This is a genomic window from Phycicoccus sp. Root563 (assembly GCF_001427915.1).
Classification (GTDB): domain Bacteria; phylum Actinomycetota; class Actinomycetes; order Actinomycetales; family Dermatophilaceae; genus Pedococcus.
The window spans coordinates 2,441,141-2,456,065 of record NZ_LMGM01000001.1 but is presented as its reverse complement, the minus strand read 5'-3'; the positions used below and the strand labels follow the sequence as shown (position 1 = coordinate 2,456,065).

At 73.2% G+C, this 14,925-nt stretch carries 9 protein-coding genes; all 9 read right to left on the bottom strand.

The features are described 5' to 3' along the window. Window positions 1–62: 62 nt before the first annotated feature. Complete coding sequence (locus ASD62_RS11685) at window positions 63–2,444, bottom strand: DUF6270 domain-containing protein (RefSeq protein ID WP_056916105.1); 2,382 nt, start codon at window positions 2,442–2,444, stop codon at window positions 63–65. Then, entirely contained in the window at window positions 2,441–5,500 is a 3,060-nt protein-coding gene (locus ASD62_RS11680; RefSeq protein ID WP_056916104.1) for a hypothetical protein, read from the bottom strand. Before ASD62_RS11680 ends, ASD62_RS11685 begins: the two co-directional genes overlap by 4 nt. 34 nt (window positions 5,501–5,534) lie before the next feature. Continuing rightward, window positions 5,535–6,665 carry a non-hydrolyzing UDP-N-acetylglucosamine 2-epimerase gene (gene wecB / locus ASD62_RS11675; RefSeq protein ID WP_056917345.1) on the bottom strand — a complete coding sequence of 377 codons (1,131 nt, stop codon included), beginning with the start codon at window positions 6,663–6,665 and terminating at the stop codon, window positions 5,535–5,537. Window positions 6,666–6,734: 69 nt separating this feature from the next. Beyond that, the gene (locus ASD62_RS11670; protein WP_235530690.1) at window positions 6,735–7,721 is read right to left on the bottom strand and encodes an ABC transporter ATP-binding protein; all 987 of its coding nucleotides are present in this window, start codon (window positions 7,719–7,721) and stop codon (window positions 6,735–6,737) included. Then, window positions 7,714–8,610: an ABC transporter permease gene (locus ASD62_RS11665; protein WP_056916103.1), complete on the bottom strand. Its 897-nt coding sequence runs from the start codon at window positions 8,608–8,610 to the stop codon at window positions 7,714–7,716. The genes ASD62_RS11670 and ASD62_RS11665 overlap by 8 nt, the downstream gene beginning before the upstream one ends. Beyond that, entirely contained in the window at window positions 8,607–10,406 is a 1,800-nt protein-coding gene (locus ASD62_RS11660) for a glycosyltransferase family 4 protein (protein WP_056916102.1), read from the bottom strand. The genes ASD62_RS11665 and ASD62_RS11660 overlap by 4 nt, the downstream gene beginning before the upstream one ends. After that, window positions 10,399–11,658, bottom strand: coding sequence for a glycosyltransferase family 4 protein (locus ASD62_RS11655; RefSeq protein WP_056916101.1), 1,260 nt, complete (start codon window positions 11,656–11,658; stop codon window positions 10,399–10,401). The genes ASD62_RS11660 and ASD62_RS11655 overlap by 8 nt, the downstream gene beginning before the upstream one ends. After that, window positions 11,655–12,746: a hypothetical protein gene (locus ASD62_RS11650; protein ID WP_056916100.1), complete on the bottom strand. Its 1,092-nt coding sequence runs from the start codon at window positions 12,744–12,746 to the stop codon at window positions 11,655–11,657. Before ASD62_RS11650 ends, ASD62_RS11655 begins: the two co-directional genes overlap by 4 nt. Continuing rightward, window positions 12,743–14,800, bottom strand: coding sequence for a polysaccharide biosynthesis protein (locus ASD62_RS11645; RefSeq protein WP_056916099.1), 2,058 nt, complete (start codon window positions 14,798–14,800; stop codon window positions 12,743–12,745). Before ASD62_RS11645 ends, ASD62_RS11650 begins: the two co-directional genes overlap by 4 nt. Window positions 14,801–14,925 lie beyond the last annotated feature (125 nt).

Here is a 14,925-nt window from a genome sequence, read left to right as displayed (position 1 = left end):
GACCCGGCCCGAGGTCGACCGGATGCACAAGGGCGCGGGCGCCCTCCCCGAGTGCGGCTGAGTCAGGACACCCGGATGGGCGGGCTGACGACCGGTACCCGGCTGCCGTCGTCGGCCATCACGAAGACGCGGCAGCGGTAGACCCCCGGCTTGGGCACGATGAACCGGTGGGTCGTCGCCCGGGCGTACGGCGTCACGTCCACGCGCTGGGCGCCCTGGTGCAGGGCGAACGAGACGGCTTGGCGCCCCGCGCCGTGGATGGTGGTGGAGAGCTCGAGCGGACCGGTCTGCTCGACCACGACCTCGGGGGCAGCGGCTCGACGCCGCGGGTCCCGTGCCTCCGGGTCAGGGACCCGAGTCATCTCGGAGGGTGAGGACGTCTCCCAGTGCTCGGGCAGCGAGAGCTGCTGCGCCGCTCGGGCGACCTGTTCGGCCAGCGCGAGGTAGGTCCGGTCGTCGTAGTGGAAGGGTGCCTTCCCCCACTGGTGGTCGGCGCGGCCGCGGACCTCGGTGAGGTCGCGACCCAGGACGGGGACAGGCACCTCGGCCGCCACCGCGTCGAGGTATCGGCGGGTCAGCTCGTTCGCCCGGTCCGCCTCGAGCCCGAAGCTCGCCGGCGTCGGCTCGTCCGTCGTCGTGGTCGTCGCCCAGGGCGGGGCGAGGAGCACCGTCCGCGAGCGCAGCCCGTGCTCCTCGAGCAGGGCGCGCCACCGCGGCAGGACCGCGGTGAACCGGGCCAGGTGCTCGGGGGAGCCGAACGCCGGGCCCGACGGCTCCGTCAGGGCCTGCCCGTCCAGCTGGGCCTGGCGCAGCTCGACGGAGTCGGTCGAGACCGTGCCGTCCTCGTGGTCGAGCAGACCGAGGCGCTCGTCGACCAGGTCCCACAGGACCAGGTCCACCTCGTCGGCGAGCTCCGCCACGACGGACGGGAGGGACGACCGGGCGTCGCCCTCGAGCATGCGGCGCTGGAAAGCGCTCGGGAGCCCGGACAGGTCGAAGTGCGGCTCACCCGCCGGGCCGAAGGCGCTGACGAGGCTCTGCCGCGCGACGTACCCGCGCAGGGTGAAGTGCTCGGGACGGAGGAACTCGAACGTGTCGCGGGAGACGCAGCTCCCCACCACGAGCACCCGCAGCGGTCGGGTCACCCTGGTCACGGGCTCGGTCAGCGTGAGGACGGGGTTCATGAAGCCGTCGCGGACCTGGACCCGCACCCGGGCGAGCTCGGGCCCCATACCGGGAAGCTGGAGCATGTTGTCGCGCCGGGCGTGACTGGCGAGCACGCGGTCGTCGCCGTCGAGCAGCTCGAAGACCGTGCTCACCCCGGCGTACCGCATCGCACGGCTGTTCCAGGCCAGGGCGGTGTTCACCACACCGTCCTGGTCCACCGTCGCGGTGACGCCCACGTTCGCCTCGACGTCTGCCACCTCCTGGCGCAGGTCGCGGGGCAGGATCTCGAGGTCCGTGCGGGAGACGATGCGTTCGTCCTGCAGGCGGTCGACCACCTCGTCGACCCCGACCTCGGGGTCGAGGAGCAGGGCGAGGGCCCGGACCATGGCGGCCCGCGGCGGCGGGTCGTGACCCTCGCCGAAGGCCGAGACCAGGACGAGGTGGCCGCGGGCGTTGTGCCAGCGCCCCCCGCCGTCGTGCTGGTAGCCGTCGGCCTCGAGGTACGGCGCCAGGTGGGACACCACGTGCCAGTCCGCAGCGTTCTGCAGGAAGAGCAAGCGACGCAGCCCCTTGCCGGCCTGGTTCGGTGGCACGGCGTGGAGCACCCCGCCGGCGCCCAGGGCCGCAGACCGCTCCGCGCGGCTCATCCCGGCGACCTCGGCGGGGGGCAGGGACAGGGCCAGAGCGAGGTACTCGGCCACCACGTCGGGGACGTAGTCGAGCAGGTCCGTCTGCGGGTTCCAGACCATGGCCGAGGCGGGGACGGTGAGCTGCGACCCCAGGAGCAGCGCGGCAAAGGCCCCACCCGACCCACCGGCGAGCAGCAGCTCGCGCCCCGCCCTGCGCTGCAGCTCGGTCAGCAGCTCGACGAGGAGGGCCTGCACCCCCTCACCGGCGCGACCCGCGTACCACCCGAGCCGCAGGTTTCGGTCGACGGTGAAGCTGGGGTCGCTGATGGCGACGAAGGGTGTTTCCAGGCTGGTGCCCAGGCCGCTGCCTGAGAAGAACGGCCCGGGCTGGGCGTCCCGCTTGGACACCGCGCCGCTGAACACCACCAGGAGGGCGCGCCCCGGTGCGATCGCCTGCATGTCGCCCCTGATCAGGACGTCCACGTGGGCTCCGGAGGGGAGCCACACCACGTGCACACCTTCCGCCCACGACTGCGCCGAGATGAACTCCGCCGGCGAGGCCCACACCGCGACCTGCGGCGCGAACCTCGTGTAGTCGCTGTCCGCCGGGAGGTCGGCTGGGGTGCCAGCACTCGCGGGGGGCGTCATGGGACCAACACTCTCATCAGGGTCTTTCCGGTGGGAAAGTAGGCGGCATCAGCGAGGAACTGTACCCGCGACGGCAGCACGTCGTGGGCGGCCACCTGGACGAAGGAACCGGTGCCGGGGTCGACGGCCCAGAGCCCGTCGGCGGTCGCGGCCCAGAGCCGGCCGGCTCCCACGGCCAGGCCCGTGTCGGCGAAGGTCGGCTGGTCCCCGGCCATGGCCTGGCCGAGGGGGAACCGTCGGACGACATGGCCGTCGGCGCGGTCGAGCTCGACGAGCTCGGAGCGCATGAGCACGAACAACCGTCCGGCGTCGTCCACGACGACCGAGCCCGCCGACTGCAGTCCCGCACGCGGGGGCGTCGTCCACAGGGTGCGTCCGGTCCGGGTGTCGTAGGCGAACACCGCCGCGTCCGCCGCCACCGGCTTGGCCCCCAGCCCGCCCCACCGTGAGGTGGTGCCGTAGACGACCGAGCCCGAGGCGGCCAGCCCCACGATGCTCTGGTCCTTGACGGGGCTCGGAACCACGGTGGGCTCGGTGCTGTCGCCCACGAACCACCCGAGCACGCCGCCGCGGCGGCCGTAGCGGGGCACGGTGCCGAAGTAGGTGCGACCCGAGGAGGAGGCCCAGCCGAGCGGTCGGTCCTGGGCGTAGGACGGACCGAGGTGCGCCACGAGCGCTGGGTTCTGGCCGTCCACCCAGGGACGCCGCGTGTCGAACCGGAAGATCCGTGCGCCGGTGTAGGTGCCGAAGAACTCGTGGGGACCGCTGGCGGCCAGGCCCTCGACCTCACCGAACCCCAGGAGCGCCTGCCCCGAGTCGGCACCGCCCAAGCGGGGCGTCAGCGAAGGGATCGGCTCACGGGTGTCCAGGCTGCTGAGGCTCGCCCCACCGAACCCCCCGGCCCACAGCACGCCGTCCGACCCGGCACCCAACGACTTGATGCGCAACGGTCTCGGGTCGAGCCGGAGGTGGATCGGCACCAGCCTGGCCTCGGGGAGGTCCTTGCCCTCCACCCCGTCGGGCAGGGCGCCGACGTCGATGGCCACCAGCTCCTGCGAGCCGTCGTAGGACACGAGCCAGTCCGACAGGGTGCCGCCGATGGTGGCCCGCACCACGAAGCGGTCCCGCCCGGGTGGGATCGTCGTCGTGGCCACCGGAACCTTGGCGCTGGCGTCCGGTCGATCGGGGTGGACGCGCCACAGCAGGCCGTTGCTGAAGTAGTAGAAGGGCTGGCCCGGCGCCGCCTCGGAGGGCGACTGGGTGAGCTGCCGCCCGGTCGCATCCTTGGACACGGGGGTGTCCCAGGTGCGCCGCTGCAGGTCGTAGACGCCGCGCGTGCCATCGGGCAGCTTGGCGGCCAGCAGCCTCCCGTAGATCCGCAGCTCGGTGACGAAGCCGCTCGCGGGGGTTCCCGGCAGGGCGATCTCCTCGCGCGCCGAGGGGTCCTGCAGGTCGATGGTCACGACGGACGGGTTCACCGAACCGGTCCCGACGTACAGCGTGGAGCCCTGGATCGCCAGGCTCCGGGCGTACTCCCGGTCCTCCCGAAGCGGTTCGATGCTCGTGAACTTGTCGGCCCTCGGGTCGAGCGCCCAGAGCTCGCCGCCCGGGTAGCTGCCACCCCACACCCGGCCGTCGGGTGCCATGGCGAGGCTGAAGACCACCTCGGCGCGGTGCGTGGCCCTCCCCAGGTCCTTCAGGGTCCGGGCCCTCGGGTCGTACCTCAGCACGTGCCCCTGCGCACCGCCCAGGTAGACGGTGCGCTGGTCCGGCGCCGTCACCATGGCCCACCCCGTCGGCGCCCCGGGGAGCACGTGCCGGTCGACGAGCCGTCCCGTGGCCAGGTCGGCGACCTGGAGCTCCGCGGGGAAGCCGGACACGACCGTGTAGATCAGGGGGCGCCCGCCGACGACGATGCGACCGGACGTCGTCGTGTTGACGTACCCCTTCAGGGCAGAGACCGCCTCGGCCGCACCGATCTCTCCCCGTGCAGCCGGCGCGGGCTGGACGTCGACGTCGTCCCACCGTGCGGCGCTCTGCGCCGAGGTCCCCGAGACCACCTCGACGGTGGCCCAGCGGGCACCGTCGGGCACCGAGAGGGTCTGCGCCCAGTCCTGCCAGCGACCGGACGTCGCCCGCACCGGGACCTGGTCGACATCGGGCAGCACGGCGCGGTGCGCGTCGAGGAAGCGCACGACCACGCCCTGGTCGCCCTCGATGCCCAGCACCGCGCCCGACACCACGACCTCGAGGCCCGGTGGCACCGGGGTGGGTTGGCTGCGGACGATGACGCCACGGGTGGTGGAGTCGTCCCGGACCTCCAGCGCGTGCCCCGCAGCGCCCTCGGTCACCCGCCGCGCGCTCGCACCCTCCACGGCGATGACCGACCAGTCCGCTGCCTGCCCCGGGTCGCTGCCGTCGGCGGTCTCGAACCCGCCGTTGGGCAGGTAGGCGCAGGTGACGTCCAGGTCGTCCCACCGTCCGTCCGAACCCGTCGCCCCGGTGATGCCCACCTCGAGCGCCGCGGTGCCGGCCGGTGACGTCGAGCGCACCGTCGTGCGGCTCCAGACGTCGGAGCCCGTGGACGCCGCCTGGCTGGAGGTGGCCAGCTTCCGGCCGCCCGACCCGATGAAGACCACCGTGACCAGTTGTCCGCCGGTGACCTTCCGGGACCAGGCCCCGACGTCGCACTGCAGCCCCTGACCGGCCGGCACCCGGGCCCGGCTGACGGTGGCGGGGCGGGCCAGCCCACGACCCACCTCGACGCGGAGGCCACGGTGGCCCGTGCGCGCCTCGTCGCCGGTGACGAGGGTCGCTGCGCCGGCACCCGTGGCGGACCAGCCGGCGGCCTTGAGGCTGGTCGCCTCGAAACCGCTCGAGTCGGCCACCGCCGGACCTGTCGGCACCACCGCGGGGACCTGGCTGGGCGAGGGGGTCGCCGACGGCAGCGGCAGCGGCTCGGTGGACCCGCGGTGGAGGAGGGCGTAGGACACCGCGCCACCGAGCGCGAGCACGACGACGAGGGCGCCGAACAGCGCGCGTCGCCCCCTCGGCACCTTCCGGGGCCCGTGCCCGTCCTTCACGTCGCGGTCAGGGGCTGAACTCGGGCAGCCGCTCACCGATGCCGAACAGGGCGGCGATCGCCGCCACCGAGCGGTCGGCGGCCGCGCCGTCGCCATACGGGTTCACGGCCCTGGACATCGCCTCGTATGCCGCGGGGTCCTCGACGAGGCGCGTCACCTCGGTGACGATGCGCTCCTCGTCGGTGCCGATGAGCTTGACCGTGCCGGCGGTGACCGCCTCGGGGCGTTCGGTGTTGTCCCGCATCACGAGGACCGGCTTGCCCAGCGACGGCGCCTCCTCCTGCACACCACCGGAGTCCGTGAGGACGATGGTGGACAGCGCCATGAGGCGGGTGAACTCGCCATACGCCATCGGCTCGGTGACGAGCACGTTCGGGAGGCCCTCGAGGTGCGGGAGCACCGCCTCACGGACGATCGGGTTGCGGTGGACAGGGAGGATGACGTGGTAGTCGGGGTGGGCCAGGGCGAGCCGGCGCAGGGCGCGGCCGACACCCTCCATGGCACCGCCCCAGTTCTCGCGACGGTGCGTCGTGACGAGCAGGACCGGACGACCCGAGGCCTCGACCTCGGCCAGCCGGGGGTCGGTGAAGGCGAGGTCCTGCTTCACCGTGTGCAGCAGGGCGTCGATGACGGTGTTGCCGGTGACCGTGATGGTGTCCGGGTCGACGGCCTCGCGCAGCAGGTTCGCCTGCGAGGTGGACGTCGGCGCCAGGTGCAGGGCCGTGGTCTGGCTGGTGAGCTTGCGGTTGGCCTCCTCCGGGAACGGCGAGTTGATGTCGCCACTGCGCAGACCGGCCTCGATGTGCACGACCGGGATCCGGCGGTAGAACGCCGCGATCGAGGCCGCGGCGACCGTCGACGTGTCGCCCTGGACGATGACCGCGTCCGGGGCCACGTCCACGAGCACCGGGTCGAGCCGGTCGAAGACCTTGGCCATCAGGCCGTTGAGCGTCTGGCCGTGGGCGAACACGTCGAGGTCGTGGTCGGGGACGATCCCGAAGATCTCGTTGACCTGGTCGAGCATCTCGCGGTGCTGTCCGGTCACGACCGTCACCGACTCGAAGTCGGGGTGCGCCTCCAGCGCCTTGATCACGGGAGCCACCTTGATGGCCTCCGGGCGCGTGCCGTAGATGGTCATGATGCGCTTCTGGGACAAGGGTTCACTTTCGTCGGGTTCAGGGGTCACGCCGGGCGGCACCCGGCACGGTCAGGTGCCGGTGGAGTGCCGGGAGACGTGCCGGTCGGTGCTGGCGTCCTCGGGGTGGACGACGGTCGCCCGCAGCCTGGCGCGGGCGTCCTCCAGCAGGCCCTCGGCCTTCGTGGTCTCACCCTTGGCGATGTTCCAGGCCCACCAGCGGTAGGCGCGGGCCGTCTCGTAGGCGGGACCGTCGAGGACCATCTCGCCCTTGTGCAGCCAGATCGCCCGGGTGCACATCTCCTCGATGGTCTGGGCGGCGTGGGAGACGAGGAAGATCGTGCCCGCGTGCTCGCGGATCTGGGCCATCCGGGCCTCGCTGCGGGCCTTGGACGCGGCGTCGCCGGTCGCGAGCGCCTCGTCGATGAGCAGGATCTCCGGACGGGCCGCCGCGGAGATCGCGAACCTCAGGCGGGCGCCCATGCCCGAGGAGTAGGTCTTCATGGGGAGGTGCACGGAGGAGCCGATCCCGGCCAGCTCGAGCACGTCGGGGATCGCCTCCTTCACCTCCTTGGGCTTCAGGCCCATGGCGAGCAGGCCGAGCCGGATGTTCTCCATCCCCGAGAGCTCGGGCATCAGGGCGGCGTTGACGCCGAGGAAGGACGGGGTGGACGTGGCGAGGACCCGACCACCGGTGGGGGTCTCCAGGCCGGCCATGACCCGCAGCAGGGTGCTCTTGCCCGAGCCGTTGTGGCCGACGACACCGACCGACTCGCCGGCCCTGGCCACGAACGAGATGTTGTCGACGGCGCGGACCGTCACCGTGCGGTTCCAGCCGATCTTGCGGGCCGCCCGCTGCCCCAGCCCCAGGTGCTCGCCCTCGCGTTCCTTGCTGGCGACGCGGTAGTGGACCGAGAGCCGCTGGACCATCACCGTCGGCGGCCCGAGCGGCACCTCGATCCCCTTCTTGGGACCGGCGTCCGCGTCCGGGGGCAGGGTGATGTCGGGTTCCCGGTCGTCGAAGGCGGCCGGCACGGACTCGGTGTGCAGGTCACTCACGGCCGTACTCCTCCTCGCCCTGCCAGAAGTACAGGAAGCCCAGCACGGGGGTCACCAGGGACCAGGCGACCAACGTCAGCCAGAGCTTGGCATCGGGCATGACGCCGTAGAGGAGAAGGTCGCGGGTGATCTCCAAGGCGCAGAACACGGGGTTGAGCTCCAGGGCGGCCAGGACGTGGGGGTGGGTGATCCACTTCTCCATGGAGAACATCACGCCCGAGCCGTACATCCAGAACCGCGACAGCACCCCGATCACCATGCGCAGGTCGGGCAGCGCACTGGTGAGGCGGGCGGTGTAGAGGATGAGGCCGGTGTTGAACGACAGCTGCATGAGGAAGACCAGCGGGAACAGCGCCCACAGCCAGGTGAACTTCGCGTGCGGCGGGATCACCGCGATCATCACGAGCATGGCGCCGACCACGGGCATCATCGAGATCGCCTGCCGCAGGGCGAGCGCGAGGGGGATGGACACCCTGGGGAACGAGAAGGCCCGGATGAGGTTCTTGCCCGCGAGCATGACGGTGGCGCCCTGGTTCAGCGCCCCCGAGGTGAACGAGAACATGAACACGCCGATGAGCAGGAACCCGATGTAGTTGGGGATCGCCTTCGACGAGCCGAACAGCACACCGAAGATGAAGAAGTAGGTCAGCCCGTCGAGGACGGGCTTGCCCACGAGCCAGAAGCGGCCGAGGAGCGTGTCGCGGTTCCCCGAGAAGGCCCGGGCCCGCGAGTCCGCCCAGATGAAGTAGCGGCGGCGCCACAGCTGGCGCAGGTACGACGCGAGCGATCCGCGCTGGCCCACCGGCTTGAGCCGGCTGATGTCGACGACCTCCAGCTGGACGTCGTCGACCTGGGCCAGGGGTGAATGGGTGCGAGCCCGTTCGCTCACGGTCGGCTCCCCAGGGTCTCGTAGATGTCGCGGTACCGCGCTGCCATGGCCTGCCACGTCCTGGTGGCGGCGAACTCCCGGCCTCCGGCAGCGAGCTGGTGCCACAGCGCGTCGTCCGCGAGCAGCCCGTGGAGTCTACCCGCCAGTGCTGAGGGATCGTCCGCCGTCGCGAGCAGGCCGGTGCCCACCCCGGTCGCCGGTCCGGTGACGATCTCCGCGAGCGCCGGGAGGTCGCTGGCCACGACGGGCCGGCCCGCCGCCATCGCCTCGATGGGCTTGAGCGGGGTGACCGTCCGGCAGACGAGGGTGTCGCGCCGCGGGACGACGAAGACGTCGAGGGCGCGGTGCCACCGGGCGGCCTCGGCCCGGCTGACCCGTCCCGGCATGACCACCACGTCGTCGAGGCCCAGGGTGGAGGCGAGCTGCTGGAGCGCCGGACGGGAGACCCCGTCCCCCGCGATGGCGCACCGCACGTCGAGACCCTGGTCGCGCAGGGTGCGGACCGCCTGCAGCAGGACGTCGAGGCCCTCGTAGTCCACGAGAGATGACACCGTGCCGACCCAGCGGCCCTCCTCGGGCAGTCCGAGTGCCCGCCGACCCTCGCGGGGCGTCATGGCCCCGTCGAGCAGGCTGGCGTCGACGGCGTTGGGGACGACGGTGATCCGGTCGGGGGCGACCCCGCGCTCGACGAGGTCGGCGCGCATCACCTCGGACAGGACGACGACGTGGTCCGCAGCGAGCGCGACCTCGGTCTCCTTCGCGTGCCACAGCCGGAACCGCTCGCTCGCGGCCCCCTCCTCGCGCTGGCCCGCCGGTCGTGAGGCGAGCCAGGTCTTCTCGAGCTGGCCGCGCGCCTCGTACACCCAGGGCAGACCGGCAGCGCCGGCGACAGCCTGCGCGACGAGGGCGTTGGGGAAGTGCGTGGTCGTGTGCAGCACGGTCGGCGCGAACTGTTCCACGTGGAACCTCAGCAGCTCGGCGGTCTGCTCGAGCCGCCCCTCCGGCGTCGCCGACATGCGGCGCGGCAGCAGCCGGTGGTACGGCACGCCGTCGACGACGTCGGTGCCCGCAGCCCACGGGAGGCCGACGTTGACGGGGTACCCCAGCCGGGTCACCGCCTCGACCGCGATCCCCAGCCCGGCCTGCGCCCGCAGGATCGAGTGCGACCGGAGGGCGTACCCGGACTGCGTCCAGGGCAGCGAGTTCGTGAGCAGGTGCAGCGCGCGAGGCGTCCCCACCCCGGACCCGTGCGTATGCCGCAGGGTCGCCACGGCGCCGCGTGGCACCGGAAGCACGGGCACGGCATACCCGGGTTGCATGGTGGCCCGCTCGGAGGCGAGCCGGCCCACCTGCCGGCGGGCGGCGCGACCGGGAGCCGCTTCGAGGAGCTCGACCGCGCCAGTGAGGTCGCCGCGGCGCCACAGCGCCCGCGCCTGGAGAACCGCGTCGGCCCCCTGCGGGACGTCGAGGTCGAGCTGGACGGCGAGCTCGGAAGCGATCCGGCTCGCACCCAGCTGCTCGGGCGGCAGGGCGCGCAGGGTGGCGCGGGCGTCCTCCGGCCGGTCGGCGAGGTAGCTGGCCAGGGCCTGACGCGGGCCGACCCCCATCGAACCGGAACGACCCGTGCGGCCGAGTGCCCTGGCGACCGGCCGGCGGAACCGCGCCGGCAGCCGGCGCATGCCCTGCACCGCGAGGCGGGCGGGGTCGTCCTCGGCGTGCCGACGGAGCATGACGACGAGGATCCCGAGGTTGCGCAGGGTCTCGAGCCCGCCCGCGCGGGCGCGACGCTCAACCACGACCGGTCACCACCGCGTCGAGGACCTCGAGGTAGTCGGAGGCGAGCCGGGAGTCCTCGGCGTGCTCACCCACCCAGGCGACCCCGTCGGTGCCGGGGTCGAGCAGGGTGCGGTCGGTCGCGACGGCCTCCCACACCTCGGCGAGCGCAGCAGGGTCACCCGGGGTGGCGACGTGACCCGCGTGCGCCCCGGTGATGATGTCCGCGGCCTCGCCCGCCACCGAGCCGGTGACGTGGACCCCGAGGGCCATCGCCTCGTACAGCTTGGACGGCACGGTGAGCTCCAGCGCCGGCCAGGGCCGCAGGCAGACCAGCACGGTGTCGGCCCACGCGTAGTGGGTCCCCATCTGCGAGCGCGGGACGGGGTCGACGAACTCGACCTCGACCCGCTCGGCCGCGGCGAGCGCCACGAGCTGGGGCCGGTCGGCACCGTCACCGACGAGCCTGAGGCGGACGCGTGCGCCGCGACCACCGGCCAGGGATGCCGCGTGGACGGCGGTCGCCAGGCCCTGGGCCCGGCCCAGGGTGCCGGCGTAGAGCACGTTGAGGACGCCGTCGTCGCCGTCGCGGGGGACGTGGGTGGGGTAGCCCGGGACCGGGTGGGCGCCGTTGCGCACGACGTGGACGCGCTCCATCCCCCGGTCGCGCAGGACCCGGGCGAACGTGTCGGTCGTGGCCACCACCGCGTCGGCCCGACGCTGCTCGTACGTCGTGGCGCGGCCGACGCCGGCGAGGCCACCGCGCGAGACGCGCTGCGCCGCCCGGCTGGCCCGGCCGGCCGAGGTCGTGTCCCACTCGTCGGCGACGGTGAGCAGGTCCGGCCAGGCGTCACGCATCTCGGCCACCACCGGGACGCCCAGCCGACCGGCCACGCGGCGGCCGGCCCACAGCATCGGCAGCGACGGGACCGTCGCGACGACGACCTGCGGGGTCGCGGTCCGGGCGGCCCTGCCGGCCGCACGGACCGCGGCCCGGGCGGCCACGAGCTGGTCGGCGAACCGCGAACCCACGTCACCGGCATACGCACGGAAGGCGACGCGGTGCACGGTCTCGCCGTGCGGGCCGGGGTGGACGGCTCCGGGGGCCATCGCGGCGTGCTCCGGCAGGAGGCTGCCGTGGGGGTAGTGCGGGGCGGGAGCGATGACGGTGAGCTCGTGCCCGGACCGGACGAACTGCTCCGCGAGGGCGGACCAGCGCTGCTGCGGGGCCCCACCCTCGGGCGCGTAGTAGTGCGTGAGCAGGAGGATCCTCACGGGACGGGGTCCGCGGGTGGGGGCGGCAGGACGTCGTCGACCGCGCGGACGTCGAGGTCGACGGCCCCACGGGCGGCACCCCACCGGGCCGAGCCCCCGACGAGTCCGGGCAGGGCGAGGTAGGCCAGGCCCAGGAGGACGTCCGCCACGAGGACCAGCCCGCGGGTCGGACGCGAGGCGCCGAGCATCGCCGGCAGGGCGAGCAGGCAGGCGACCGCCGTGGCTGCGGCCACGATCCCCGCGACAGTGGCGTGCGACCAGCCCGCCCGGGCCACACGCTGGTAGACGTGCAGCCGGTGCGGCTCGAAGACGCGGTCGCCGTGGGACATCCGGCGGACCAGGGTCACCCCGGCGTCGAGGACGAGGACGAACAAGGGGGCGAGCGCGACCTCGGTCGGGACCGGCAGCATCACCAGCCAGCTCGCCACCACGGCCCAGGTCGCCCCGAGGGCGTAGGAGCCGATGTCGCCGAGGAAGACCTTGGCCCGGGGGAGGTTGAACGGCAGGAACCCCAGGCCGCCCGCGGCGGCGCCGATGCCCAGGACGGCGACCGCGGGGACGTCGTAGTGGACACCCGCGACGGCATACCAGAGGCCCGCGACCACGGCGTGGCCCGAGACGAGGCCGTTCACGCCGTCCATGAAGTTGGTGATGTTGACCATGGCGATGGTGCCGATGAGGACGAACGGCACCCACACGACCCCGTCCCCGGTGACGCCCATCGCGGACAGGCTCCAGACCAGGGCCAGGACCGCCTGCACCACCAGCCGCAGCCGGACCGACAGCGACCACAGGTCGTCCGCGAACCCCACGAGCCCGAACCCCAGGACCGGCAGCAGCACGAGGAACAGCTCGTCGACGTGTCCCTCCACGGCGTCGGGGCGCAGCAGGGTGACCAGCACCACCGCGCCCAGCACCGCTGCCACGACCCCGAGGCCGCCCCCGCGAGGGGTCGGGACGACGTGCAGGGAGCGGTCTGCGGGGATGTCGACGACGCTGTGGCGACGCAGCAGCGGCAGGGTCCCGCCCACGACGAGCACCGAGAGCGCCGTGCAGCTGACCATGGCCCAGGCGAGGGCTGCGGTCATGCGCGGCGGCCGCTGGGGACGGAGACCGGCTCGGCGGCGTACGCCACGACCTTGAGCCAGGCGTGCAGGTCGATGAACCGGCCGAGGGCCAGCTCGCGTCGCACCCGGTCGATGTCGACGAGCACGTCGTCGGGCATGAGCGGCATGCCGACGTGGGTGACGAGCTCGTGGAACGGGCGGTGGTCGGGTTCGTCGCTGGCGAGCGTGCGCTCGGCCATCTTCTCGCCGGGGCGGACACCGGTGTAGACGACGGTCGGCGGCGGGAAGCCCTGCAGCGCGGCGAAGCGTCGTGCCAGCTGTTCGATGTTGTGCGGCTTGCCCATGTCGAGGATCAGGCCCTCGCCGCTGCGGCCGTGGACGGCCGCCTGGAGCACGAGCTGGGAGGCCTCGTGCACCGTCATGAAGTACCGCGTCATCTCCGAGGACGTGATCGTCAGCGGGCGACCGGCCGCCAGCTGGGCGGCGAACGTCGTCAACGCCGAACCCCGGGACCCCAGGACGTTGCCGAAGCGGACCGAGATGTACCGCGCGTCCGGCCCGGCCTTGACGCCGAACGAGGCGGTCAGCCGCTCGGTGATCCGCTTGCTGTAGCCGAGCACGCTCGCGGGGTCGGCGGCCTTGTCCGTGGAGATGTTGACGAACCGGCTCACGCCCTGCTCGACACAGGTGGCCAGCAGGTCGCTGGTGCCGGCGACGTTGGTGAGGAACGCCTCCGAGGCGTACCGCTCGGCCAGCGTCAGGTGCTTGACCGCGGCGGCGTGGAACACGACGTCGGGACGGTGTCGGCCGATGAGGTCGTTGATGAACCCCGGGGTGCGCAGGTCGCCCAGGACCAGGTCCTCCGAGTCGAGCATGCCGCGACCGTCGACGGACAGCTGGACCGCGTGCAGGAGGCTGTCGTCGCGGTCGGTCATGACCAGTCGCGCGGGCTGGTACTGGATGATCTCGCGGCACAGCTGCGAGCCGATCGAGCCGCCGGCGCCGGTGACGAGGACGACCTTGCCGTGCAGGTAGGACCCGATGGCCTCGACGTCGATCTCGACGGCACCGCGGCCGAGGAGGTCGTCGAGCAGGACCGGGCGGAACGCCTGGCGCGGCAGGTCGATCCGCACCCCGCCGGGGATGCCCTCGCGCGTCGGCCCGGAGACGCCCTGGGCCGAGAGCATCTCGTCGAGCGAGGGGAGGACGAGCAGGTCGGCCCCGGCCTGGTTGGTGAGGTCGATGACGCGCTGGACCAGCCCGGGCGACGCGGACGGGACGGCGAGCAGGACGACCTCGGCGCCGAGGCGTCGGGCCAGCTCGGGCAGGTCGTCGATGCGGCCCTGGACGCGGATGCCGGAGATGCCGAGGTGGCGCTTGCCCGAGTCGTCGTCGACGAGGCCGACCGGGTGGAGGACGGTGCCCGCGTCGTCGAGCATCATCGCGATGGCCTGGCGTCCACCCCAGCCGGCGCCGACGACCAGCGCCCGGCGACCGGCCCGACCCTGGCGGCGCTTGCGCGCGCGGTGGTACTGCACCGCGACATACCGCAGGACCAGCCAGCCGCACGCCGCGCACGGGGCGGCGGTCACGGCCACCGACAGCGGCAGCATCGCGGGGTGGGTGAGGATCGAGGCGGAGCTGAGCGAGGACATCAGGAAGATGGCGACGACCGCGAGGCCGACGATCTCGTCCTGGGTCCCCCACCGGCAGCGACGGGCGACGAGCATGGCGTACGTGACGAGGTAGACGCAGGCGCCGAGCAGGAGGGCCAGGCCGAGGCCCTCGCGGTTGACGATGGACGACTTCTGCTCGTACCGGCTCATCGCGAGCAGCACGATGATGATGACCAGGATCGCCACGTCGACCAGCATGAGCACGGGGATCGGCCAGTGCCGGACCTCGACGAGGCCGTTGGCCCGACCCTTGCGTGGGGCCTGCGCGCCCTCCGGTTCGGGGGTGCTGGCGGTGTCCCCGGTCGCTACCGGGTCGGGCGCGTTGGCCGCCGGTGCCGGCGCGGGTTCACCGGGCGCGACGGAACCGTCTTCCCCGGGGGCGCGCTGAACACTGGACACGGCCGCCAGAGTATCCAACAAGGCACAAGCACGAGCAATCGCGACCAAGGCGCGCCGGGCCGCAGGACCGCTGGCCTGCACCGATGCCTGTTCACGCAGCCCCGCCGACCCCTGGGTCCCGGCCC